The sequence below is a fragment of the Microbulbifer variabilis genome (assembly GCF_052467165.1).
The window spans coordinates 4,501,628-4,525,213 of record NZ_CP174301.1; the positions used below are offsets into that span (position 1 = coordinate 4,501,628).

At 50.2% G+C, this 23,586-nt stretch carries 20 protein-coding genes; 11 read left to right on the forward strand and 9 right to left on the reverse strand.

Annotation, left to right across the window (positions count from 1 at the left end; translation table 11 throughout):
• Positions 1–24 precede the first annotated feature (24 nt).
• From ACJJIP_RS20060 to ACJJIP_RS20090, 7 genes are all read left to right on the forward strand, one after another.
• The gene (locus tag ACJJIP_RS20060) at positions 25–291 is read left to right on the forward strand and encodes an MBL fold metallo-hydrolase (RefSeq protein ID WP_444945860.1); all 267 of its coding nucleotides are present in this window, start codon (positions 25–27) and stop codon (positions 289–291) included.
• A gap of 217 nt (positions 292–508) precedes the next feature.
• On the forward strand, positions 509–1,687 hold the full coding sequence (locus ACJJIP_RS20065; protein ID WP_444945861.1) for an alpha/beta hydrolase: 1,179 nt from the start codon (positions 509–511) through the stop codon (positions 1,685–1,687).
• A 408-nt stretch (positions 1,688–2,095) separates the two neighbouring features.
• Positions 2,096–2,887: a hypothetical protein gene (locus ACJJIP_RS20070; RefSeq protein ID WP_444945862.1), complete on the forward strand. Its 792-nt coding sequence runs from the start codon at positions 2,096–2,098 to the stop codon at positions 2,885–2,887.
• A gap of 108 nt (positions 2,888–2,995) precedes the next feature.
• Positions 2,996–3,397, forward strand: a complete 402-nt coding sequence (locus tag ACJJIP_RS20075; protein WP_444945863.1) for a hypothetical protein — start codon at positions 2,996–2,998, stop codon at positions 3,395–3,397.
• Between the two features lie 38 nt (positions 3,398–3,435).
• On the forward strand, positions 3,436–4,011 hold the full coding sequence (locus tag ACJJIP_RS20080) for a ClbS/DfsB family four-helix bundle protein (protein ID WP_444945864.1): 576 nt from the start codon (positions 3,436–3,438) through the stop codon (positions 4,009–4,011).
• Between the two features lie 115 nt (positions 4,012–4,126).
• A complete protein-coding gene (locus tag ACJJIP_RS20085) occupies positions 4,127–4,579 on the forward strand; it encodes a GNAT family N-acetyltransferase (RefSeq protein ID WP_444945865.1) in 453 nt (150 codons plus the stop codon).
• 54 nt (positions 4,580–4,633) lie between these two features.
• Positions 4,634–5,110 carry a hypothetical protein gene (locus ACJJIP_RS20090; protein ID WP_444945866.1) on the forward strand — a complete coding sequence of 159 codons (477 nt, stop codon included), beginning with the start codon at positions 4,634–4,636 and terminating at the stop codon, positions 5,108–5,110.
• A gap of 266 nt (positions 5,111–5,376) precedes the next feature.
• On the opposite strand, the gene can is transcribed toward ACJJIP_RS20090, so the two are convergent.
• From can to ACJJIP_RS20120, 6 genes are read right to left on the reverse strand one after another with little or no spacing between them, the layout of a single operon-like run.
• On the reverse strand, positions 5,377–6,024 hold the full coding sequence (gene can, locus ACJJIP_RS20095; RefSeq protein WP_353375799.1) for a carbonate dehydratase: 648 nt from the start codon (positions 6,022–6,024) through the stop codon (positions 5,377–5,379).
• Position 6,025: 1 nt separating this feature from the next.
• A complete protein-coding gene (locus tag ACJJIP_RS20100; RefSeq protein WP_444945867.1) occupies positions 6,026–6,850 on the reverse strand; it encodes a peptidylprolyl isomerase in 825 nt (274 codons plus the stop codon).
• A 55-nt stretch (positions 6,851–6,905) separates the two neighbouring features.
• Positions 6,906–7,595 carry a respiratory nitrate reductase subunit gamma gene (narI, locus tag ACJJIP_RS20105; protein WP_020413756.1) on the reverse strand — a complete coding sequence of 230 codons (690 nt, stop codon included), beginning with the start codon at positions 7,593–7,595 and terminating at the stop codon, positions 6,906–6,908.
• A gap of 4 nt (positions 7,596–7,599) precedes the next feature.
• Positions 7,600–8,334 (reverse strand): nitrate reductase molybdenum cofactor assembly chaperone, encoded by a 735-nt coding sequence (gene narJ, locus ACJJIP_RS20110; RefSeq protein ID WP_444945868.1) that lies wholly within the window; start codon positions 8,332–8,334, stop codon positions 7,600–7,602.
• A 19-nt stretch (positions 8,335–8,353) separates the two neighbouring features.
• The gene (gene narH, locus ACJJIP_RS20115; protein WP_444945869.1) at positions 8,354–9,901 is read right to left on the reverse strand and encodes a nitrate reductase subunit beta; all 1,548 of its coding nucleotides are present in this window, start codon (positions 9,899–9,901) and stop codon (positions 8,354–8,356) included.
• A 2-nt stretch (positions 9,902–9,903) separates the two neighbouring features.
• On the reverse strand, positions 9,904–13,656 hold the full coding sequence (locus tag ACJJIP_RS20120) for a nitrate reductase subunit alpha (protein ID WP_444945870.1): 3,753 nt from the start codon (positions 13,654–13,656) through the stop codon (positions 9,904–9,906).
• 320 nt (positions 13,657–13,976) lie between these two features.
• Between ACJJIP_RS20120 and ACJJIP_RS20125 the strand changes: the two genes are divergently transcribed.
• The 3 genes from ACJJIP_RS20125 to ACJJIP_RS20135 all read left to right on the forward strand — a co-directional run bounded on the left by ACJJIP_RS20125 (position 13,977) and on the right by ACJJIP_RS20135 (position 17,403).
• Positions 13,977–15,827 (forward strand): histidine kinase, encoded by a 1,851-nt coding sequence (locus ACJJIP_RS20125; RefSeq protein WP_020413761.1) that lies wholly within the window; start codon positions 13,977–13,979, stop codon positions 15,825–15,827.
• 404 nt (positions 15,828–16,231) lie between these two features.
• Positions 16,232–16,906: a CHRD domain-containing protein gene (locus tag ACJJIP_RS20130; protein WP_444945871.1), complete on the forward strand. Its 675-nt coding sequence runs from the start codon at positions 16,232–16,234 to the stop codon at positions 16,904–16,906.
• 53 nt (positions 16,907–16,959) lie between these two features.
• On the forward strand, positions 16,960–17,403 hold the full coding sequence (locus ACJJIP_RS20135; RefSeq protein WP_444945872.1) for an SRPBCC family protein: 444 nt from the start codon (positions 16,960–16,962) through the stop codon (positions 17,401–17,403).
• 33 nt (positions 17,404–17,436) lie between these two features.
• Here ACJJIP_RS20135 and ACJJIP_RS20140 read toward each other — a convergent pair whose 3' ends face one another.
• Together ACJJIP_RS20140 and ACJJIP_RS20145 are read right to left on the reverse strand one after the other, a co-directional pair.
• Positions 17,437–18,660, reverse strand: a complete 1,224-nt coding sequence (locus tag ACJJIP_RS20140; protein ID WP_444945873.1) for a MalY/PatB family protein — start codon at positions 18,658–18,660, stop codon at positions 17,437–17,439.
• Between the two features lie 24 nt (positions 18,661–18,684).
• On the reverse strand, positions 18,685–19,722 hold the full coding sequence (locus ACJJIP_RS20145) for a permease (RefSeq protein ID WP_444945874.1): 1,038 nt from the start codon (positions 19,720–19,722) through the stop codon (positions 18,685–18,687).
• Positions 19,723–19,831: 109 nt separating this feature from the next.
• Between ACJJIP_RS20145 and ACJJIP_RS20150 the strand changes: the two genes are divergently transcribed.
• A complete protein-coding gene (locus tag ACJJIP_RS20150) occupies positions 19,832–20,137 on the forward strand; it encodes an ArsR/SmtB family transcription factor (protein WP_020413766.1) in 306 nt (101 codons plus the stop codon).
• An 83-nt stretch (positions 20,138–20,220) separates the two neighbouring features.
• On the opposite strand, the gene ACJJIP_RS20155 is transcribed toward ACJJIP_RS20150, so the two are convergent.
• Positions 20,221–23,355 (reverse strand): S8 family serine peptidase, encoded by a 3,135-nt coding sequence (locus ACJJIP_RS20155; protein ID WP_444945875.1) that lies wholly within the window; start codon positions 23,353–23,355, stop codon positions 20,221–20,223.
• Positions 23,356–23,586 lie beyond the last annotated feature (231 nt).

The following is a 23,586-nucleotide window of genomic DNA, read 5'->3' on the forward strand; positions in this document are numbered from 1 at the left end:
AAACTTAAAGAGAATACCTTTAACTTGGATAGCTTTACCCACATTAAAGTCAAGTCTCATTCAGCAATCGACAATATCTATTACCTTAAGGAAAGTAATTCAATATTTGTCGGTGATGTATTCGATACCAGCTGGCACCCAGTATTTTATTCTGGCGGAATTAAAGGCTTTAATGAAGCGATTGATGCTATTTTAAATCTAGGTGATGAACAAAGCTTGATAATACCGGGGCATGGTGTTCCATCAAGTAAACTCTCATTATTTGAATTTAGGAAAAATACTTTCGAATGAGTAAACAAAATTCGAGAGCTTCATCAAAAAGGGGGGAGTGTGGGAGGAATAATGATAGATACACAAGTTAAGGATATTTTGGAAAAATTCAATGTAAAGAACAAATCCCCATTCCTCCCCCAAAAAGCTTATAGAAGCCTTATAGAAAGAAATATTTCAGTGATTAATGATGAGAAAAGCCTATAAATAGGTATTAAGCCCATATAGGAGCCTAAAAATGAGGCTATATATTAATGTATTTCATGCGTTATTCTTTTCTTTAGTCTCTTTGGGAGCCCAGGCTGTGCAGAGTTGGACGGTCGAAAAAACCAGGGTAAATGCTCACCTTTATCCAGGTGAGGAGATGCTACTAACCAACGGCATAGAAACACTGAATTATTTCAAAGCCGGCGATACTCAAAAACCTCTGGTGATCTTCGTTCCGGGTGGGTTTCATCTAGCTCGTGTCGCCTATGGCTACCCTGGTGGCGACGAGAAGGATTTTCTCGCCTATTGGTTTGGGCAGAAAGGGTTTTCTTTTCTTGGCGCATCTTATCCGACTGGAAACAAGGTCTATTCCAAGGTCTACCCTGCATTCTCGATCCGTGATTGGGGCAACCAAGTAGCTGCGGTCGCCAAACACTACGTGGACAAGCATGGGCTTTCGGGTGAGATCATTGTTCTTGGTTGGAGCGCAGGCGGGCAGATTACTCAATCAGTTTACGAGGCTTCACAGGCGGCCGGGCTGGATATGAGCCTTTACGTTTCAATTGCATCAACCCCACCTATCCCGTTGCTACTGGCTGCACCAGGTGCAATCTCAAAGTCAAAGAATGGGCTTTCGAAAGCGCCGCAATTCTACGAGTTGTTTAAGAGGTACGTGACTGCTCAGAACAAGATGAACGGGCACGTTATTATTCCTTGGGAGACGTTCGAAAGTGATGTACTCGGAGAAATTCCGGTAGCCCTAAATGCGATTATGATTGCATCTCGCTATGATAACGGCAACTTTGTACAGGATCTGGATTGGGCAATTGCCGATACAGGAGCCCTTAAATTTACCGACTTTCCCATGGTCGTCACAATCTCTGGTAATAAAGTGCTAGACAATGACCACGCGCTAACTGATCGAGGCAATTGGGGGCTTTATCAGGTTCAGCATTTATATCGAAATATCGCGCTTCCTGCTTTGTCAAAATCTGAAGAGATTGACCCGGAGAATTGGCAGAATTTAATGGATCAGTTTAGTTATGCAACCTCTGGTGCACTAAACGCCCGTGTCCCTGGCAATCACTTTTTTTGGTACGGTGAAGTCGGAGCACGTGAAACAGTTACACAGGTCGAGATGTTGCGCTTACGTGTGAGAAATGTCCTCTCTTCTATTGAGGCGTCTGTGGCTAAACTCAATGCACCGTAGTATTGCTTGTTCTACCTGGCGATCTTGCCCACCCATAGATTGCTCGCTGTTATTGTCGCCGTATTGCGACTGAGACCTCCGTTCCATCACTCCGCTTCTAGACTCCGGCCCCAAAAATTCGGCATTAAAAGCCTATGAAAATAGGACCCGCCCAAGCTACAAGGGTATTGCTGTAACAAAAGCTGAGAAGTTGACAGTCACTTTTTTAGTCGAGCTGCAAGATATAAGTTGTGCAGGAAATAAATAGAGCCTGGTTGAAGCTTTCTTGCAACTTTTGTCGGTGCTAGTGCCATGGTAATTCAAACTTATTGAGTTTTAACGATTTGACCCTGTGATCTAAAGGAATAGAATAACAAGATATAATATAATTTATTTTTAATACGCTATTAAATGGTACCAGAGTAATACATGGAAAAAGTGTCACTAAGAATTTGGGGGCTTCTAGGGGTGCTTTTATTTGTTCCTCTATTTCTATTTACATTCGCCGCTCCTCATATCATAGAAAAATCAGGCAGTTCCTTTATCGAATGGAAGCTTAAATCTGAAGCCGATAAAAGGATTGATGCCTTACGACTTCCTGCGCCAACGAAGCTAGAAGGTCTGCTAGGTGCCAAAGCGCGAGAGTTTCGAGCTAAAACTGAGCGGGATCTTGAAAAGGTAAAGCAACAGCTCAAAGAAGATGCACCAGCCATTCTTGCAAATCAAATTGCAAAACTTCGAAATCTGGATTGCGAATGTCGAAGAAAATGGGAACGATCAATCAGGGTATCTATGCAGTCAAAGCTTGCCTCGCTTGAGACTGCCAAGACCAAACTAATTGATCTCAGCCATATCAAGTACATGGAAATTGTCCATAAATTAACTTTGGACGTACGTATTTTTTTGGCCACTAATTCAATTGTTTTTATCCTCTTATTAATTGCTTCATTTATGCAGCCTAGGGCTATCAAACAATTATTCTTGCCTGCTGGGTTAATGCTGGCATCAACAGGTATATGCTCATATTTTTATCTCTTTGAGCAGAATTGGTTCTACACCATAATTTACAATGACTATACCGGTTTCGCATATGTTAGTTACTTGAGCTTTGTCTTTGCTATCTTATGTGACATCGTTTTTAATGGAGCCAGGATAACAACAGAAGCACTCAATGCCTGCCTTAAAGCTATTGGCCAGGCGGGGAGTCTAGTTCCGTGCTAAGGAATTGGATAATATTTATCATACAAGCCAACCAATTTCATGCACGGAAAACGTGCATCCGGCAACCCTAGCTTCTACGGCTACCCGCTTTTAGAGCATTAGCTTTTTATGATTGAGCGTTTCATACATTGGACTGAGTTCACTGTGGTGGTACTACCATCTACAGCCATTATTTTGTTTGCCACTTTACTTTTTCCATTTGGAATATTACTCCGTCCTGAATTCATTATTCCAGCTTACATTGGTGGTATTCTTGGAGTATATTCATTATGGAGAATGTTTCTGTTTCTTGAGTTTAGGGTGAGCTTAATATTAACAAAATGTACTTATTATTATTTGTCTGGAGTACTAAGTATCGCTTGCTTATTTTTAGTTGGTGAAGTTAGTGTCAGTCAATTGTTTAAGCCGGTAACCACGCCATGGATTTTACCAATTTTAGTTGGTGCTCATTGGATTTTTAAAATTTCCAAGGGTACTCTTGAAGATAAACAATTAGCATCAGCTGAATAGTTTTCCTTCAGCTCATTTATGTTTGCTATGACATTAGCATGCAAACCATTTTGCTACAAAACTTCCGCTATGCCGGGCATTATGCAAATCAATCAACTATGTCATCAATACCCAATAATAAAGAAGAGTTGCATCAAGCCATTCGAACCACTTTTGATAAACTTCTTGCGGATTATTCAGAAATCCCGGAAGAATACTCACGACAAATTGGTGTTGAAGGTAATATAAAGAATACTGAGATAAGTGTTTGCGATACACTGTCATATTTGATTGGATGGGGAAAACTGGTCCTGAAATGGTATGACCTCACATCAAGAGGACTTAAGGTAGACTTTCCTGAAACAGGTTATCAATGGAATGAACTTGGTCGGTTAGCTCATCATTTTCACAGGCAATATCGAGATTGGTCTTATAAAAATCTGCTATCAGAGTTTCAATTAACTACCGAGCAAATATTGCAGCTAATCGAGTCACTGAGCAACGATGAACTCTATGCTAGAAGTTGGTATAAAAATTACACACTGGGACGAATGATTCAATTTAACACTTCATCCCCAATGAAAAATATTCGTACAAAAGTGCGAAAGTTCAAGAAATTAAAATGTAAGGAGTGAAGCTCATATACTAAGGTATATGCTTTTTATTTCGGCCTTACAGGCCCTACTGGAAATGCTACGCTTCACACGGCATGCCGATTCTCACGGTATTACATATCTATCAGAATAATATATGAAAGTAGAGACAACAGGTAAAAGCGATTATTCAACGCTGATCGAAATATGGGAGGATTCTGTTCGAGCTACTCACGATTTTTTGCAAGAAGAGGATATTGTCATTCTTAAACCGCTCATATTAGAACAATACTTCGACTCAGTAGACCTGATGTGTGCAAAAAATGAGGATGGAAAGATTCTTGGATTCTGTGGAGTTCTTAACGGGAATATTGAAATGCTGTTCATTGCGCCTGAATCAAGAGGCTCAGGCGTTGGAACTTTTTTAACTAAGTATGCCATTGAAAATCTAGGTGTGACAAAAGTTGACGTCAACGAACAGAATCTTCAAGCCCTAGGGTTCTATAAGCATTTAGGTTTTGCTGTAGTAGGTAGATCTCCGCTAGATGGTCAAGGAAAACCGTATCCTCTGCTACATATGGAGCTGGACAAAATTAATAAACTTAGGTGAGCGGAAAAATCACTTCGGCCCCTTAATTCACAATTGCTAATGATGTTTTGTTTTATGAAATTTCTTATAGCTCTTTTTTTTATACTGATTAGCCTGAATACATCAGCCTGTATAATTACCCCTGGAACGATTGCTCTTCAAAACCCTCAGAAAGTTATTAAACGTTCAAAATCTGTATTTAAAGGCAAACTTTTATCTTTAATGTATGTCCCAGCATATCTGCAGGTCGCTAAGTTTGAAGTGATAAAAATATATAAAGGGGAAAAGAAGAATTTTATTTCAGCAGTACATGATTATAATACCAGTTGTACCTTAAGAATACCGGATGACCAAGTTGGGAAAAATTATTTTGTCTTTGTTACAGAGGGTTCTGGTGAAAAAGACGATTTATATACGCTTATTTCTACAAAAAACTTTGACTTTATTGATGGTAAGTTCATTGTAAAGTCTAACAGGCTGCGCGAAGAGCATGCCAAACAGAAGCAGCAAGAAATTCTGGCCGAGAAACAAATACAAGCTGATGAGCAGTAGTTAATTTCTGTAAATTGTAACTGAGATGATTATGGCTGAAGACCAATGCTTGAGCTTTATATTGATTTGCATCATATTGCACCTGAGGTGCAGATCAGAAGCGAGCTAGCCACATAACACTCACAGGCTCGGTATCGGCTTTTCCATTTCGACTTTACCTTCATTTCAAAGCCGTGTATACAACGGGTGTTATACTGCGCCCAATTATTAGAAGCTTGAGCAGAAAATAACTTAGGGACTTTCTGATTAAGATACGCAGTAAAGCCTCACCCCTCCTCCGACACCCCACCATAAACATGATAAATCTCCGGCACCTGGCCGCGATCGTCCATCCGCATACCCAGGTCTCGAATCAGGCCATCGCGAATATCGTAGATCCAGCCGTGCAGGCTGAGGCGTTGGCCTCGGTCCCAGGCGTGCTGCACTATCTTGGTCATGGCCAGGTTTTGTACCTGTGCCATCACATTTAATTCGCACAATCGTGCCGAACGCGATTCTTTATCGAGGGATTCCAGTTCCTGCTGGTGGCGGGCGTAGACATCTTTGATATGGCGCAGCCAGTTATCCACCAGGCCACATTCGCTGTGGCCCATGGCGGCCTGTACGCCGCCACAACCGTAATGGCCACACACCACCACGTGTTCCACCTTGAGTACTTCCACGGCGTATTGCAGCACCGAGAGGCAATTAAAGTCTGTGTGTACCACCACGTTGGCGATATTGCGGTGTACGAACAGCTCTCCCGGTGCCATGCCCACAATCTCGTTGGCGGGCACACGGGAGTCGGAGCAGCCGATCCATAAATACTTGGGAACCTGCAGACGGCTCAGACGTTGGAAAAATTCCGGGTCCTTTGCCGTCCTCTCCTCTGCCCAGGCGCGATTGCGCGCGAACAGTTGGCGAATCTCTGCCACCTCAGTGGGCCTCCCCCGATAAGTCCAGGCCGGATATTTGCGCGGCCTGCACCATTTTTTGCAGGTAGTCGCTGGTCATTTGGCGGCGGCGTTTTTCGGTCAGGTATTCCTCGATTCGCTCCGCAACATATTCATATTCCAGCGGGCGGCCCGGCTCACATTGCTCTACATAAATCAGGTGTACACCGTAAGGTGTTTCCACGGGTTCCGCTACCAAACCGGTGCCCTGCTCGAACACTGCGCGCTCGAAGGAGGCGACGGTATCACCGCGCCCCACTTGGCCGAGGCTGCCGCCGGCTTCCGAAGAGGAACAGGCGGAGTGGGATTGGGCCAACTGGGCGAAGGCCTGTAGCGGATTGGCATCGGCACGGATCTGCTTGAGCATATCCTCGGCGGCGGCGCGCGCTTTGGCGCAAGCTTCGGAGTCATCCGGTGCAGCCGGAATCAGGATATGGCGCACTTCGGCGAGGGGATCGGAGCGGAATTTATGTGGATGGGCTGCGAAATAGGCGCGGCACTCGGCTTCACTGGCCGGGCTCACTTGTAGCTCGCCTTTTAAAAGGTCTGAAACTGCGTGATCGAAAGCTTCGCTATGCAGGTCTTCATCGGCGGCGCAAAGCCCCTGCCCCGCAGCCTTTTCCCGTAAAAGCCAACCGATAACCAGGGCCCGCGCTGCGCGGTAAATCGCTTGGCGCGGGGAGTTGGCGGTCTGGTATTGCATCTCCTGGTAAATCAGGTCTGCGGGGATTTCATTGCCGTTAACGGCCACGGCTTCAGCCAGTTCGAATTCGCGCCCGGCGGCGTCGGAGGCCAGTAATGCACTCATGACTCTACTCCACACAAGGCCCGCTCATAGCGGGCCGGGTTAACAATTGCTGGGATTAGCGCGCGGCTTTGGCGCGGACTATTTGGTAATTGCGGCGGAAGTACTGCACCGGAACACTCCATACGTGTACCAGGCGGCTGAAGGGGAACAGCAGGAACAGGGTCATGCCGAGGAAAATATGCAGCTTGTAGATGATATTCACGTCGGCGATAGCCGCTGCGGCTGCGGAGCCATCGAGGGTGACAATGGACTGGGCCCAGGCCATCAGTTTGAGCATCTCGGCACCGTCCATATGGCCGGCGGAAACCAGGATGCTGATCAGGCCGAGGATTAACTGGGCGTAGAGCATCAACAGTATGGTCAGGTCCATTTTGGAAGTGGTGGCGCGCACACGCGGATTGGTGAGGCGGCGCTTGATCAAAATGGTAAGGCCAATAAAGCAGATCACCCCGAAGAAACCACCGATCCCCATTGCCATCATCTGCTTGGTGGAGGCTTCAATGCCGAGGAAGTGCCACACCGCTTTGGGCGTGAGCAGGCCGACAAAATGGCCCGCGAGAATGGCGATCACCCCGATATGGAACAGGTAACTGCCGATGCGCAATTGTTTGCGCTCCAATAACTGACTGGAGCCGGTGCGCCAGGTGTATTGGTCGCGGTCGTAGCGGATCAGGCTCCCCACCAGGAAGACCGTGAGGGCGACGAAAGGGTAAATGGCGAAGAGCAGCGTATTCAGATAGTTCATCTTGTTACTCCTGTGGTGCGGGCTGGGCAGAATTCTGCGCTGCATCTTTGGCACTGGGGGCCCAGGTTAGGGGCTGGCCGTCGCGCAGCTGCGCTGCGCTGGGCCGCGTTATGGACTGGTCGCAATTGTTGGCACCGGTAAAACTGACCACCTCTTCCTCCCAGATTTTGTCCAGGGCTTCCGGGGTGTCGTCGCGTTCCTCGTTGGCCACCTCTTCCTTAAGTGCAGTCAGATCGACAAAAACGCCTGCCATCAGCAGCAGTGAGTCCATCAACAAGTGATAGGGGCTTTCGCGCTTGGACAGGCGCGCGCTCAACAAGGCGATGACATGAGTGATGTCATACACCCAGCCGTAGGCCTCTTCACCCTGGGTTGCGCAGAACTCCAGATAGGTGGGCAGATAGTCCGGTAACTCGCGTTCATTCAGTTCAAGACCGGCACTGCGATAGCGCGCGGTCAGGTCCACCATGGCCTGGCCGCGATCGCGGGATTCGCCGTGAATATGCTCGAACAGGTGCAGGGACACGGCGCGGCCGCGCTCAAACAGGCCGTCGTATTCACTCTGCCAGTCGAGCGCATCCATACACTCGTAGTGGGAAATAAATGCCAGCAACATATCCCTCAGGGGTGCATCCAGCTCATCGGACTCCGCCACCCAGTTGGTCAGCTCATCCAGGTGTGCCACCAGCTCTTCGGATGGATAATCCAGTAGGCGGGCAATCAGGTTTAACACTTTCATCGGTATTCTCCCCTCGGCCTCAGTCGACCACTTTGGCTGGTATTACTTCGCGCACTGCGTGCTGCTTGCCGCCGAAGATATTGGTGCTGTCGTTGCCGGTGCTACAGCCGTTGCCGAAGCTGAAACCACAGGAGGACTTCATGTCGTAGGCGTTTTCCGCGTAGGCCTTATGGCTTGAGGGCACTACGAAGCGGTCTTCGTAGTTGGCCAGGGCCATATAGCGATACATTTCTTCTACCTGCTGTACGGTCAAGCCCGCCTCTTCCAGTAGTTCGCGTTCCTGCACGCCGTCCACATGGATGCCGCGCATATAGGCGCGCATCACAATCATGCGCTCCAGGGCGCGGGCCACTGGCTTCTCGTCGCCGGCGGTGAGCAGGTTGGCGAGGTATTGCAGCGGGATGCGCAGGGTGGAGAGATCCGGGATCTCGGCGCTGCGGCCCACGGTGACGGTTTCCACTTGGCCGGTCTGCACTGCGTTCTGGATCGGAGACAGCGGCGGCACGTACCAAACCATGGGCAGGGTGCGGTACTCCGGGTGCAGCGGCAGGGCGATCTGCCAGTCGATGGCCATCTTGTACACCGGGGATTGTTGCGCAGCTTCGAGCCAGGCTTCGGGGATACCCTCGGCGCGGGCAGCTTCCTGGACCTTGGGATCGCTGGGGTCGAGGAAGATATCGCACTGGGCCTGGTAGAGGGCTTTTTCGTCTTCTACCGCAGCAGCTTCCTCGATGCGGTCGGCGTCATAGAGCAGCACCCCCAGGTAACGGATACGGCCCACGCAGGTCTCGGAACAGATAGTTGGCTGGCCCGCCTCAATACGCGGGTAGCAGAAGATACACTTCTCGGATTTACCGGTTTTCCAGTTGTAATAGATCTTCTTGTAGGGGCAGGCGGATACGCACATGCGCCAGCCGCGACATTTGTCCTGATCGATCAGGACGATGCCGTCCTCTTCGCGCTTGTAGATGGCACCACTTGGGCAGGAGGCCACACAGGCGGGATTGAGGCAGTGCTCACACAGGCGCGGCAGGTACATCATAAAGGTGTTTTCGAACTCACCGTAGATATCTGCCTGGACCTGCTCGAAGTTCTTGTCCTTCTTGCGCTTGTCGAATTCGGTACCGAGAATTTCTTCCCAGTTGGGACCCCACTCGATCTTCTCCATACGCTCGCCACTGATCAGCGAGCGCGGGCGGGCCACCGGCTGGTGCTTCTGCTCCGGCGCCTTGTGCAGGGTCTGGTAGTCGAAGTCGAACGGCTCGTAGTAGTCGTCGATTTCCGGCATATCCGGGTTGCCGAAAATATTCGCCAGCACCCGGTGCTTGCTGCCGATCTTCGGCTGCAACTTGCCGTTTTTCTTGCGGGTCCAGCCGCCATTCCACTTGTCCTGGTTCTCCCACTCTTTGGGGTAGCCGACGCCGGGTTTGGTCTCGACGTTGTTGAACCAGGCGTACTCGACCCCCTCGCGGGAGGTCCAGACATTTTTACAGGTCACCGAGCAGGTGTGGCAGCCGATACACTTATCGAGGTTCAGCACCATGCCGATCTGGGCTCTAACTTTCATTGCTACACCTCCTCTCGCGCCGGCTCTTTGACGTCTTCGCCATCCAGCCAGTCGACCTTGTTCATTTTTCTCACCACCACAAACTCATCCCGGTTACAGCCCACAGTGCCGTAGTAGTTGAAGCCGTAGGACTGCTGGGCGTAGCCACCGATCATATGGGTGGGTTTCATTACCGCGCGGGTTACGGAGTTGTGGATACCGCCCCGGGTGCCGGTGGTTTCCGCTCCCGGTGTATTCACGATGCGCTCCTGGGCGTGGTACATCATGGCCATGCCGTCGGGCACCCGCTGGGACACCACCGCGCGGGCGGCAATGGCGCCGTTGACGTTGAAGATTTCGATCCAGTCGTTGTCTTCAATACCCGCCAGCTTGGCATCGTTCTCACTCATCCACACGATGGGTCCACCGCGAGACAGGGTGAGCATCAGCAGGTTGTCGGAGTAGGTACTGTGGATGCCCCACTTCTGGTGCGGGGTGATCCAGTTCAGCAGAATCTCCTTGTTGCCGTTGGGCTTCTGGTTCAGCACCGGCTGTACGGTTTTCAGGTTGATGGGCGGCTTGTACACACACATGGTCTCACCGAAGTCGCGCATCCACTCGTGATCCTGGTAGAACTGCTGGCGGCCGGTGATGGTGCGCCAGGGAATCAGCTCGTGCACGTTGGTGTAGCCGGCGTTGTAGCTCACATGCTCATCTTCCAGGCCGGACCAGGTGGGCGAGGAGATGATCTTGCGGGGCTGCGCCACGATATCGGAGAAGCGGATCTTCTCGTCTTCCTTGGGTTTGGCCAGATGGGTGTGATCGCGACCGGTAATCTTGCCCAGGGCTTCCCAGGCCTTCACCGCTACCTGTCCATTGGTTTCAGGAGCCAGAGACAGGATCATCTCGGCGGCATCCACGGCGCTGTCGATACGCGCGCGGCCATCGCGGGCAGTCTCATCCTTCCAGGTGCGGTTGAGCTTCTTGAGGAAGTCCACCTCATCATCGGTATTCCAGCTGATGCCCTTACCGCCGTTGCCAAGTTTTTCCAGCAATGGGCCGATAGAGGTAAAGCGGTTGTAGGTATTGGGGTAGTCGCGCTCTACCTCGATCATGCTCGGCGCGGTAACACCGGGGATCAGGTCACACTCGCCTTTCCACCAGGCCTTCACCCCAAAGGGCTGGGCGATTTCGGTGGGGGTATCGTGGTGGATTGGCAGGGTTACCAGATCCTTCTCCACCCCCAGGTGGCCGTCGGTGAGTTCGGAGAATTTCTTCGCCACACCTTTGAAGATGTCCCAGTCGCTGCGCGCTTCCCAGGCCGGGTCCACCGCTTTGGTGAGCGGGTGGATAAAGGGGTGCATGTCGGAGGTATTGAGATCGTCCTTCTCATACCAGGTGGCCGTCGGCAGCACGATGTCTGAGTAGAGACAGGTGGTGGACATACGGAAGTCCAGTGTCACCAGCAGATCGACCTTGCCCTCACTGGGGGTATCGTGCCAGGCCACATCTTCCGGCTTCTTGCCGCCGGCTTCGCCCAGGTCCTTACCCATCAGACCGTGCTTGGTGCCGAGCAAGTGGCGCAGCATGTACTCGTGGCCTTTACCGGAGGAACCCAGCAGGTTGGAGCGCCAGATAAATAGATTGCGCGGGTGGTTCTGCGGATTATCCGGGTCCTGGTTGGCGAACTTGAGCGCGCCACGCTTGAGCTGCTGCACGGTGTAATCCTTGGCGGACATACCCGCAGCGGCGGCGTCTTTGGTCAGTTGCAGCGGGTTCATACCCAGCTGCGGTGCGGAGGGCAGCCAGCCCATACGCTCGGCGCGGCTGTTGTAATCGATAATGGAAGCCTGCCACTTGCTCTTGTCGGCCAACGGCGAAACCACTTCGTCCATCTCCAACTTCTCGTAGCGCCATTGGCTGGCGTGGTTGTAGAAGAAGGAGGTGCCGTTCATATGGCGCGGCGGACGCTGCCAGTCGAGGCCGAAAGCGAGGGGGGTCCAGCCGGTTTGCGGGCGCAGTTTTTCCTGCCCCACATAGTGGGCCCAGCCACCGCCGCTCTGGCCGATACAACCGCACATCATCAACATATTGATGAGGCCACGGTAGTTCATATCCATGTGGTACCAGTGGTTGAGGGCGGCACCCACAATCACCATGGAGCGTCCACGGGTCTTGTCGGCGGTATTGGCGAATTCGCGCGCTACCTGGATAACGTTCTCACGGCGACAGCCAGTGATCTTCTCCTGCCAGGCGGGAGTGTAGGGCTTGTCTTCGTCGTAACTGTGGGCACAGTTGGGGTCATCGAGGCCGTGCTCCACGCCGTAGTTGGCCAGGGTCAGGTCGTAAACGCTGGCAACTTTGAGCACCTCGCCGTCTTTGTTCCGCACGTACTTCACCGGCACCTTGTAATCGATCACATCGCTGTGGTCGGTGTGCTGGAAGTAGTCGTGCTCGTGGGTCTGGCCACCGAAGTAAGGGAAGGCCACCTGGGCAATTTCATCGGCGCAGTCTTTCAGGCTGAGTTTCAACTCTACCTCTTCGCCACTAAGGCCGTCGCGCTGTTCGATATTCCATTTTCCCTGCTCGCCCCAGCGGTAACCTACAGAACCCTGGGGGGACACCAGCTGGCCATCATGGTTGACGGCGATGGTCTTCCACTCGGGGTTGTTGTCCTGGCCGAGGTCATCCGCCAGGTCGGAGGCGCGCAGGAAGCGGCCCTGTACCAGCTTGCCGTCGCGCTCTTCCAGGGTCACCAGCATCGGCATATCGGTGGTGGTGCGCACATATTCGGTGAAGTAGGCGCTGGGCTTGTCGACGTGGAATTCTTTCAAAATCACGTGGCCGAAGGCCATCGCCAGGGCCGCATCGGTACCCTGGCGCGGTGCCAGCCAGGTATCGCCAAACTTGGAGCACTCGGAGTAGTCGGAAGTGATTACGCAGGTCTTGGCACCCTTGTAACGCACCTCGCTGAGGAAGTGCGCATCCGGGGTACGGGTCTGCGGCACATTGGAACCCCATACGATTAGGTAGTTGGAGTTGTACCAGTCGGCGGACTCGGGCACGTCGGTCTGCTCACCCCAAATCTGCGGAGAGGCGGGCGGCAGGTCGCAGTACCAGTCGTAGAAACTCAGGCAGTTGCCGCCGATCAATGACAAATAGCGGGCACCGGCAGCGTAGGAGACCATGGACATGGCGGGAATCGGCGAGAAGCCGGTTACCCGGTCGGGTCCGTATTTCTTGGTGGTGTATACATTGGCAGCGGCGATCAGCTCATTGGCTTCATCCCATTTGATCCGCACAAATCCGCCCATACCGCGGCGCTCTTTGTAGGACCTGGCCTTGGCCGGGTCCTCAACAATGCTGGCCCAGGCCTCTACCGGATCGCTGTGTCTCAACTTGGCTTCGCGCCAGAGTTTTACCAGGCGCTTGCGGATCTTCGGGTACTTGAGGCGGTTGGCCGAGTACATATACCAGGAGTAGCTGGCACCACGGGGGCAGCCTCGGGGCTCGTGGTTGGGCAGGTCCGGGCGGGTGCGCGGGTAGTCGGTCTGCTGGGTCTCCCAGGTGACCAGGCCGTCTTTGACGTAGATCTTCCAGCTGCAGGAGCCGGTGCAGTTCACCCCGTGGGTGGAGCGCACAATCTTGTCGAACTGCCAGCGACGACGATAGCCATCTTCCCAGCTGCGGTCGTCATCGGTCTTTTCCCCGTGTCCTCCGGAAAAAGGCTCTTTTTGTTTCTTCAGGTATTTCAGTCGGTCCAGGAAATGGCTCATGCGGTACTCCCAGGGCATCGAAATGCGGTTAAAGCATCGGTTTAGCGGGGAATATAAAAGCGCTGTGCGGAAGGATCACCTGACCAAAAAGGGGTAGAAAAGCGACGAACTACCCCAGAGTGGGTAGGGAAATGGCGCCAACTCATGGCTAAGGTATTGCGCGAACCGCAGAGTGGCTGGGCCTCCGCTTAAAAAGCAGGCATCAGGTTAAATTTTGTGCAAAACTGGCGTTCTTTGGTGGTACTCACAAATTTGAGCACCCGTGGGCGGCACAATAGGGAGGAGTTCCCACAACCGCCCAGGGGCGAAGTGAATCAGATATGCTGAACCGAATCCGACAATCCATCGTCTACCGCATCGGTACCCTGATGCTGCTCACCGTGCTGGTGGCCCTGAGCTCCATGGTGGCGTCCTATATCATCTCCGATGCCGCCGAAAACGATGCCGCCGCGGTAAACCTGGCTGGCTCCCTGCGCGCCATGAGCTACCGGCTGGCCGCTACCGCCCCCTCCGGCGATATTGATGCCACTACCGAACTCGCCGATGAGGTTGCATCGCGCCTGGCTCGGGTACTGAGCATCTCCGACTTCAACGCCAGCGACAACCTGCGCGCAGCACACAACTACCGCAAGGTGATCGATAGTTGGGAAGGGGAGATACGCCCCCTGTTGGAATCCATTGCCGCCGGCCGCTTGCCCATGGACTCTCTGCAGCTGGCTAACCGCCTGGAACCGTTTATTGGCGATGTAGATACCCTGGTATCCGACTACCAAACTATCGCTGAAGAGAAGATCAGCTTGCTGCGCTTAGTACAGGTGGGCTCCCTGTTCGCCATAGTGGCGCTAGTGTACCTGTCTCTTTACATACTCCACCGCTCCGTGGAACAACCACTCAAGCAACTCACCAACCGCTCCCTGAGCATTGCACAGGGAGACTTCAACGGGCACCGCCTGGAAATCGACAGTGAGGATGAGCTGGGGGTGTTGGCGCGCACCATCAATTACATGAGCGATGAGATCCACGCAACCCACCGTGACCTTGCCCATCGTGTAGAACTCAAAACAGCACAATTACAAAAGAGTCACGAGGCACTGGACTTCCAATACCGCCTGGCGCGACGTATCAGCGAGGGCCCCCTGGCAAGTGCTGAGCTGGGACAATGGCTGGGAGAGTTCGCTAATGTGGCCGATCTGAGCAACCTGGACCTTTGCCTGATGACTCCCGAGGGCGAAGCTCCTTACGAGCACCTGGTGCAGGGCCTCGGCAACAGCCAGTGTGACGGTAATGAGTGCCGCATGTGCGTAAGCACCTGTGGTCCCTCCGACGAGGGCGACTACCGCGTGTACCGCTTCCCGCTGGAAGTGGACAAGCGCAATTACGGCGTACTGATGTGCACCCTACCCCGCGGTGAAAGCCTCGATGAGGAGCAGCAACAACGCTTGGCTACCTTTGCCGACAGCGTTACCGCTGCCATCGCCATCAACGAGCGTGAAGCCCAGGAACGCCGCGTCGCCCTGCTGGATGAACGCGCAATAATCGCGCGGGAACTGCACGACTCATTGGCACAATCCCTCTCCTACCTGAAAATCCAGGTTACCCGGCTCAATCGCGCCAACCGCAATGAGCAGATGGACAAAGCCAAGGTGGAGGAAATTATTACCGAATTGAAGGAGGGGCTGGACTCCTCCTATCGCCAGTTGCGCGAACTGCTCACCACCTTCCGCCTGCAAATAGGCCCCGGTGGCCTGCGTAATATCCTCGAGCAATCCATCCTCGCTTACCGTGAGCAACACCCGCAAATCACCATCCTGCTCGACTATCACCTCAACGAGGTGCCTCTCACTCCCCATGAGGAAATTCACCTTTTGCAGTTGGTGCGCGAGGCCTCGCAAAATGCCGTCTACCACTCCCAAGGGGATATGGTACAGATCAGCCTTACCCAGGCCGAGAATCACTCTCTCAACGTGCGTATCCGTGACAATGGCGTCGGTATCAGCAATTCTCCGGAAAAGCGCAATCACTTTGGCATGTCGATTATGCAAGAGCGCGCCAGCAACCTGAACGGCAAATTAAATATTCGCCGGCGCGATGAGGGGGGCACAGAAGTGCGGTTTAACTTTATTCCCCTGTATGCCCGGGAGCGGGAATTAGTTTGGAAGGATGTGGGGTGATAGCACCCCACTCTAGATAGAAGAATCATTGGGCACGGATAAATAAGCTCCGTAACCAGTTTTTTAAATTCGGCAAATACTTCTGTTAATAAAATTCAGCGAAATATCCCAATATTTTCCGATTGATTCCCCACTCCGTGAGCCAGTAAGTCGCTGTGAGCCAGGCTCTCACCGCGGGGTTCGCCCAACCCTAAACATGTCCAGGATAAAAAATAGGGTAAAAAATACTGTCTTTTAAATTGGCCCCGTAAGGCCAATACCTACCACATATGCTACAAGTACTTATCGCCAATACACCCCATGATTTGTCCCCATTCATCATGGTGAATAAGTCTTGTTTAGGGGCTGGCATCCCATTTTCCACCGTGCAATGACAATATTGATTTAATAAAGAGGAGAGGTTAATGAAACTGAATTCATTGCCCATCGCCGTTTTTTCAATAATGGCGATGCTTGTACTGGCCTATTCCACTTTCACAACTGCCGATAGCCACAATAAAAAAGAAAAAGATACACCAACCGCTAAACATGGTGCTGGCGAGAAAGCCTGGTCTGATGCGGGAGATGACAAGCGGTTTACCATCTTTAAAGCTGACCTAACCACTGCTAATGAAAATATGCTCGGTAAAAAAGTCAATCCGCAAACCCCCAAAGATGCTAATGGTTTCTTAATCGGCGCCTATAACAACCAGACGCATATGCTGAGCTTTATGGTTGGGTACAGTGGTCTATCACAGGGTGGGGTCGCCATGTCGCATTTCCACCTCCAGTGTTCGGGCGACGGCAAGGAACCACCTATTTGCAAGCCTGGCAAGGCGAGCGGCCCGATTATTCAAACTATCTGTGGTATGCCAACCCAACCGGGGATGGTCCCAGACTGGCCCGCTACCAAAACAGACAAGGATAAACACGGACTTAAAAAGAAATGCTCTGAGGGCAACAGCGGTTTTATTATGGGGAAATGGCTTGTCGAGGAACCTTATCGGAAAGGATTAATGGATAATAAAGTGTTCATTAACTTGCATACAAAACTGGACCCCAAAGGCGAAGTCTCTGGATTATTGGTAAAAGATAAATAGTATTTAATGAATGCCCTGCTGGGCCAATTATAACAACCTTATGGAGAGCGGTAATGTCCAACTACACCACCTCATTTTTTAGCCCAAGCTCCCAGGGAGATGCTTATAAAGCGGTAGCCGAAAAAATGTCCCAGTGGTGGACACCGGTAAGCGCACCCTTTCTACAGGTGGGCGACACTGCCAAAACCGGGTTTAAGGGAGAGTCTTACTGGGTTTTCCGCGCCAAAACATTGAAGCCAGAAAAACTGATTGAGCTCGAATGCATCGAGTCGAATATGGTGTCCGATAACGTGGATGACCCCGAGGAGTGGAAGGGCAGTACCCTGCGCTTCGAGTTTTCTGAGGAGAATAAGGGAACTCTGGTTACTTTTACCCACATTGGCCTTTCCCCTGAGATGAAATGTTGGGATATGTGCAAAAGTGGCTGGGACCATTATCTACCTGGTAGCCTCAAGGATTTCTTGAGCGGCACTGGAGGCCGCCCAAATACTTACTAACAATAGACAACTAGCAAACGATGATACTTTGAGCTAATCGCAGCAGCCACAACACTTTCTATCACTGGCACTGCTCCCAGAACTTGTATTGGGCTTTGCAAAAACCTCTTTTAAACGCAGGAAGGCCTTTTTTATATCGGCCCTGGGTACAGCAAAGTTCATCCGTGCAAACTGTGTTGCTTTGTCGTGGAACCAGGTTCCTGGCGATGCGCCAAAGCCGGCTTCAGCCAATTTTGTAGTAAGCTCGCTACCCGCAAAGCCAGTTTCTGAAAAGTCCAGCCAGACCTGATAGGTACCTTCTACGGACGTCATTTTTACAACCGATAATTCCTCCAGCAAAAACTCCTTTATCCAACCCAAGTTATCCTGAAGATAAGCCAATAACTGATCCAGCCAGGCATCCCCCTTTTCAAAAGCAGCAATAGTTGCAAAAGTGGTGAAGGCATTGCCATGATTCAGATACATGGATTCACTTACATCACCAACTGCCTTTAGCAACCTGCTGTTTTGGGTATAGATGTATCCATTGGAAATACTCTGCATACCAAAAGTCTTGGCTGGCGAGCCAATCAAGGCTACATGTTTCTCTGAATCCAGAGCCATCAAGCTGGTAAATTGATGACCCGAATAAATAATATCACCATGGATTTCATCGCTGATAATGGTCACATTATATTTATTGGCTAATTGCAGGAGCTTTTCCAGCTCTTCCTTTTGCCAGACCCTCCCAACCGGGTTGTGCGGATTGCAAAGGATCATTGCTTTTACTTCCGGATCTGCGAACTGCTTATCCAGTCCCGTAAAGTTCATCCGGTACCTTCCATCACTCACTCGCAACGGACTTTTAACAATTTTACGGCCTGCACTTTGGATCACTTTACTAAATTGGTGATAGACCGGGGGCTGAACCAGAACGGAATTACCCTTTTCAGTAAGCTCACGGATCAATAGCGCAATACCAGTCAAAACGCCTGTAACCTGAACAAATTTATCCGTTTCTAACCGCAAATTGTGACGCCGCTGATACCAACTACTAATTGCACTAAAGATCCCCTCGGGGTAGAACTCGTAGGCGAACTGCCCTCTATCCACCAACCTTTGCAATTCTGCTCTAATAGGGTCGGCTACATTGAAATCCATATCCGCTACCCAAAAGGGAATTACTTTCTCTGTGCCAAAAATATTTTTAAGTGCCGATGGGCTGTTACGCACAAAGTGATTTTCAGCACCGGAATTATTTTTATCAAAGTCCATCATTGCTCCTACATATGGTTCAGGGGTTTATGAGAAAAACAGGTGGAACAGCAGACCTGCAAAAATTGCCATACCGAAGATCACTAGCAGGAAAGCCGCTACCATTGGTTTGCGGAACATCGACTTCAGTAGGATCACCTCAGTTAGGCTGGCACCGGCACTGCCAATAATCAATGCCATTACTGCCCCCATACTCATGCCTTTTGCGAGCAGCGCCGCAGATAAGGGGATTACGGCCTCAGCACGGATATATAGCGGGACCCCAATTACTGCCGCGAAAGGGATGGCGAGAGGGTTACCGGCTCCAGCATACTTTGCAATGAAATCTGCAGGTATAAAGCCGTAGGTGAAAGCACCGATTGCGATCCCAATCAACAGGTAGGGCAGTACTTTCTTAAACTGGCTCCAGGTTTCCCGCCAGATCCGCACCCAGCGATTGTCCTGCACGGCACTCAATGCAACGGTACCATCGCAAGCGGCGACTTGGGGAAGCGGTCCATTGCAAGCTTTCTCTTCTGTACAAGTAGTTGCAGATGCACTGGCACCACAGCCGCCAGCCTCTGGTTTCCTGGGTTTACTCGCACCAGAGCAGCCGCTTCCAGTATTCCCCTTCAATACTTCCGGGCGAATGAAGCGAGCAAAGTTGAGCCGCTCCAATACATACCCAGCAGTCACTGAAACTGCCAGTGCCGTTGCGGCATAAACCAAAGTGATATTAAGGCCGAAGGTCACAAGGAATAGACCAATAATGATGGGATTCAAAAGTGGCGAAGTGAATAAGAAGGTGACTGTTGGTCCAAAACCGGCTCGGGCTTTCAACAGGCCGCTCAGCATAGGGATGGTTGAGCAACTACAGAATGGTGTCAGACCACCGAGTATCGCTGCAGAAAAGTAGCCACGGCCATTCTTTGAGCTGAGAATAACCTGGATTTTTCCTGACGGCAGGTATTCCTGAATTACGCCAATAATAAAACTGATTACCAAAAATAACGCTGTCAGCTCGATACCGAGCCATACAAACATGCCCAGCGCCTCTTCAAGCATTACAAGAACTTCTGGAGACATTGCATTCATTCCGTATTTCTAGATTCATGGAAATATATTAGTGCAGCTTTTTTGTGACTACAAGTTATTTCTAGTAATATAGAAATATTGGAGCCCCAGGAACACAACAATGCAGACAGACATAGCCGCCAAGTGCTTCGCTGAATTAGGCCATTTAACCCGCCTGGAAATATTCCGCCTATTGGTCAGAGGTGGCCCAGAGGGCATGCCTGTTGGAGAAATACAGGAAGCGCTGGATGTTCCTGGCTCCACTCTCTCCCACCACATTAACCGTTTGGTATCTGTGGGGTTGGTCATTCAACGACGAGAGGGCCGCACCCTCTATTGTGTGCCTCAGTATGAAGAACTATTCAGGCTGGTGGAATTCCTGCAGGAGGAGTGCTGTATTGACGGTAATCCTCACTGCGACGATTAATCACTAGATGATCTAAATAAGATTGAATGATTATCCCCACCCAAAAGGATGGGGATGGCTATCGGCTAGCACAGCGCCTTAGGTTATAGATCTTTCAAGGGGAACCATAACGCCCTTAACTCTAAATCCGTAACTTCTACATCTTCGTGAAAATACCCACTAACTATTGGTAACCAATCATCATTAGTCACCAAGCGGTGGCACAGTTCATCCACTTCACAGATAACCCCATCATTATCGATATCGGTTCCTGCCATCACACCATACCCTAACTCAGAAGTGGCATCTAATTCTGGGGACTTATAATGGTAGACGCCCTGCTCTGGATCGAAAGTTGCCATTACCCGGCCTGCAGCCTCACCAGTTTTGATATCAACAAAATCGACATAAACGGCACCGGCATCACCACCAGATTCCACATCTTCACCGATAACCTGGACTGATACCCATAAATCAAAACGGGTTTCGGTAGAAGCAACAAAGCTCAAAATACCAGAATAACGACCTGCCTCCAGGTTGGAGGTATCTACAGTAATTTGATAATTACCAAGACCACTTGAATCCTCATCTAGATAGCTGGCGTTCAACCAAGACTCAGATGCATTAATCTCAGCAACCGAAACTCCAGGCATATTTGCCAACAGTTCTACCTTCGTTTCTTTTTGGGCCCACAGTTCATGCTGATGGCCACTTTTAATATACAGACGCCCAAGCTGCGGCGTGACGAACGCACGAGATTTTGCAGAAGCAACTGCAAGCTCAGCATTAATTTCACCATAACCAAACCGAGGACTTGGCGTATTACCGTAGGAGACCTTAAAGTCTGTTATCAAGCTGTCAAAATCGTCGGGAGTCATCGACTCCCACTCCTCCTTCATCAAGGCAATAACACCGGACACATGAGGTGCAGCCATAGAAGTACCTTGCATACCCCCATAGATAAACTCGATTTCACCGCTCTCAGTCTCTTTCCCGAGAGTACTTATCACACCGCCATCAGATTTCGCTATTACCTTAGGGTCAAAGGGATCAAAAGGGTCACGCCGATCAATTGGCATTAAACCGCCAGGAGCTGTTAAATCAACATTCCCCCCAAAATTGGAGTACCAAACAGGCTCACCACCTTGTTGGGTGGCAGCCACGGTAACAACACCGTCGAGGTTAGCTGGCGAATAGTTACTAACATCATCACTATTATTACCTGCTGCAGCGACAATTATCACGCCCGCTTCACGGGCTGCGCTTATGGCATCCTGCATCGTTTGAGAGTAACCCGCCCCCCCGAGGCTCATATTGATTACATCAGCTTTTTGATCTGGAACTTTACCAGAGTCATTTGTAAGACCTGCAGCAAAATAAATCCCTTGAGCAATGTCATAATCGCTAGCTCCTTCAGCGCCCAGCACCCGTACAGGCATTATTTTGGCTTCATGGGCAACGCCTGCAATACCAATACCGTTGTTAGTAGCTGCAGCGATTGTGCCCGCCACATGAGTACCGTGCCAGGAATCATTATCACTGTCTGGAGCATCACCTGGGTCTTCAGGGTTTGGATCAATACCATCTCCATCCACGGAATTATCAATATCACTGATCATATCGAAGCCAGCTACCAACTGACCCTGGAGGTCTGGATGACCTGATAAGATACCCGTGTCTAATACCGCAACGATTGCACCTCTTCCGGTTGACGTACTCCACGCGTCCTGTACAGCAATTTGTGAGTAATGCCACATCTTTGGATACAAGGGATCGCTGACTGATTGACGCTGACGAATCCGGTTCAGTTCAACATATTCAAATTGGCCACTAGCATTAAGACGCTTGAGATTATAAATGGTCTCCAATTTACGCTGTATTTCAGCTGAAACCTTTACGCCAGCAGTATTCGATAGCGAGGATACTCCCGCTGACTTAAATAAGCCAAACCCCTTCGCCGCCTGATTTGAATCCAGTAGCATTGGGCCATTATCCCTGGTAGTGTGCTTGACCGCGCCTGCCGCAGTAAGCTTCCCAATACCTGCTAATTTAGCCCTGGGCTTTAGACGAGCTATAAGTTCACCAGCGACAAAATTTTCATTGGTACGGATTGAATTACCAACGCTATCAACTGTCGGAGCAGAGGATATTTGCATACGGTAAGCAGAAGCCCCACCAAATGCCAATGCTGCCAAATAATAACTTCCATCTTCTGGGATTTTTAGGGATTCCGTTTCTTCAACACCATTTGAACCTATGAGTAAATTACCAGACTCATCTATCAACCAAAGATCGATATCTGCATCACCATTTTGCCAGTCCTGAATATGTAGAGAAACATTCTGATCCTTTTTTAACGAGGCAACATAGAAATCAAACTCATCCCGGTAGGCACTTGAACTCTTATCTTGAGAAGCAAATTGAGCAACAACAAAACCAACAACTTCACTAACCCCGGAAATTGTCTGTGCTTCTTTCATTGAATTATTGGGTACAAGCTCGCTGTTGGGATCATTGGTATCGCTATCAGCATATTCTCCTTTTGCGAGAGATATCTTTCCAAACGCAACGAACTGACCATCACTGACTAACAAGTTAGTCACATAATTATTGGTGTTACCCGTCTGATCATCCACAATTAGGGTGACGGTATAAGCTCCATACTCCTGGTATTCATGCTCCGGTTGAATACCCTCACCTGTCGTACCATCACCAAAATCCCACTTGTACAATAAGTCAGTACTTTCTGCATCATTACTTTCCGATGCATCGAATAAAACCAATCGTGATTCAAGATTTGGCTGGTTATATGAAAATTTTGCAACGGGCGGTGAATTTTTAAGGGCTGTAAACGTCAATTCGGAAGTGGCAGTCGCACCGTCATTATCCGTAACCGTCAGCTGAATCGTATACTCCTTGTCAACCCCGTCGTATGCATAAAAGGTATACTCAACTTCCTTCCCAGTAGCATCACTGCCATCACCAAAATTCCATTCGTAACTAGTGATACTGCCGTCCGTATCGCTTGAAGCAGATGCATCAAACTTAACCAGCGCAGGTGAAAGCCCAGACTGCGAAGACAAAGTAAAGCTTGCTACCGGGGCTTGGTTGGCGACAGGAACAGTCGTCCCACCATTTCCATTTTCAGCATTTCCATCACTGCCGCCACTGCCACCACCGCCACATGCGGCTGTTACAAGGGCAATTAAGGGTACGGCTAATCTTAACAACTTAGACATATTCCTAATAAATTCCTTTTATATTGACATTTTACATTCGAAATAAAATAAGCTCTCATGCTTGAATACACTCAAGAGCTAAGACGAGTGATTACAAGGGACTCCATGAGGTGTGCCACATTATAAATGTGATATCTTGTTTCTAGATAATATACAAATAGACGATTCTAAACGAGCAGAATATCAATGGCCTGAATACTTTTTAAAGGTACACTTTTGTAATTTCTAAGT

Coding starts and splice junctions, on each gene's coding strand:
- ACJJIP_RS20145 (WP_444945874.1), bottom strand. CDS start 19,722: ATGTCTCCAGAAGTTCTTGTAATGCTTGAAGAGGCGCTGGGCATGTTT.
- ACJJIP_RS20135 (WP_444945872.1), top strand. CDS start 16,960: ATGTCCAACTACACCACCTCATTTTTTAGCCCAAGCTCCCAGGGAGAT.
- ACJJIP_RS20140 (WP_444945873.1), bottom strand. CDS start 18,660: ATGATGGACTTTGATAAAAATAATTCCGGTGCTGAAAATCACTTTGTG.
- ACJJIP_RS20075 (WP_444945863.1), top strand. CDS start 2,996: ATGATTGAGCGTTTCATACATTGGACTGAGTTCACTGTGGTGGTACTA.
- ACJJIP_RS20080 (WP_444945864.1), top strand. CDS start 3,436: ATGCAAACCATTTTGCTACAAAACTTCCGCTATGCCGGGCATTATGCA.
- ACJJIP_RS20155 (WP_444945875.1), bottom strand. CDS start 23,355: ATGTCTAAGTTGTTAAGATTAGCCGTACCCTTAATTGCCCTTGTAACA.
- narJ (WP_444945868.1), bottom strand. CDS start 8,334: ATGAAAGTGTTAAACCTGATTGCCCGCCTACTGGATTATCCATCCGAA.
- ACJJIP_RS20070 (WP_444945862.1), top strand. CDS start 2,096: ATGGAAAAAGTGTCACTAAGAATTTGGGGGCTTCTAGGGGTGCTTTTA.
- ACJJIP_RS20130 (WP_444945871.1), top strand. CDS start 16,232: ATGAAACTGAATTCATTGCCCATCGCCGTTTTTTCAATAATGGCGATG.
- ACJJIP_RS20125 (WP_020413761.1), top strand. CDS start 13,977: ATGCTGAACCGAATCCGACAATCCATCGTCTACCGCATCGGTACCCTG.
- ACJJIP_RS20150 (WP_020413766.1), top strand. CDS start 19,832: ATGCAGACAGACATAGCCGCCAAGTGCTTCGCTGAATTAGGCCATTTA.
- ACJJIP_RS20120 (WP_444945870.1), bottom strand. CDS start 13,656: ATGAGCCATTTCCTGGACCGACTGAAATACCTGAAGAAACAAAAAGAG.
- ACJJIP_RS20085 (WP_444945865.1), top strand. CDS start 4,127: ATGAAAGTAGAGACAACAGGTAAAAGCGATTATTCAACGCTGATCGAA.
- ACJJIP_RS20090 (WP_444945866.1), top strand. CDS start 4,634: ATGAAATTTCTTATAGCTCTTTTTTTTATACTGATTAGCCTGAATACA.
- narH (WP_444945869.1), bottom strand. CDS start 9,901: ATGAAAGTTAGAGCCCAGATCGGCATGGTGCTGAACCTCGATAAGTGT.
- ACJJIP_RS20065 (WP_444945861.1), top strand. CDS start 509: ATGAGGCTATATATTAATGTATTTCATGCGTTATTCTTTTCTTTAGTC.
- ACJJIP_RS20100 (WP_444945867.1), bottom strand. CDS start 6,850: ATGAGTGCATTACTGGCCTCCGACGCCGCCGGGCGCGAATTCGAACTG.
- narI (WP_020413756.1), bottom strand. CDS start 7,595: ATGAACTATCTGAATACGCTGCTCTTCGCCATTTACCCTTTCGTCGCC.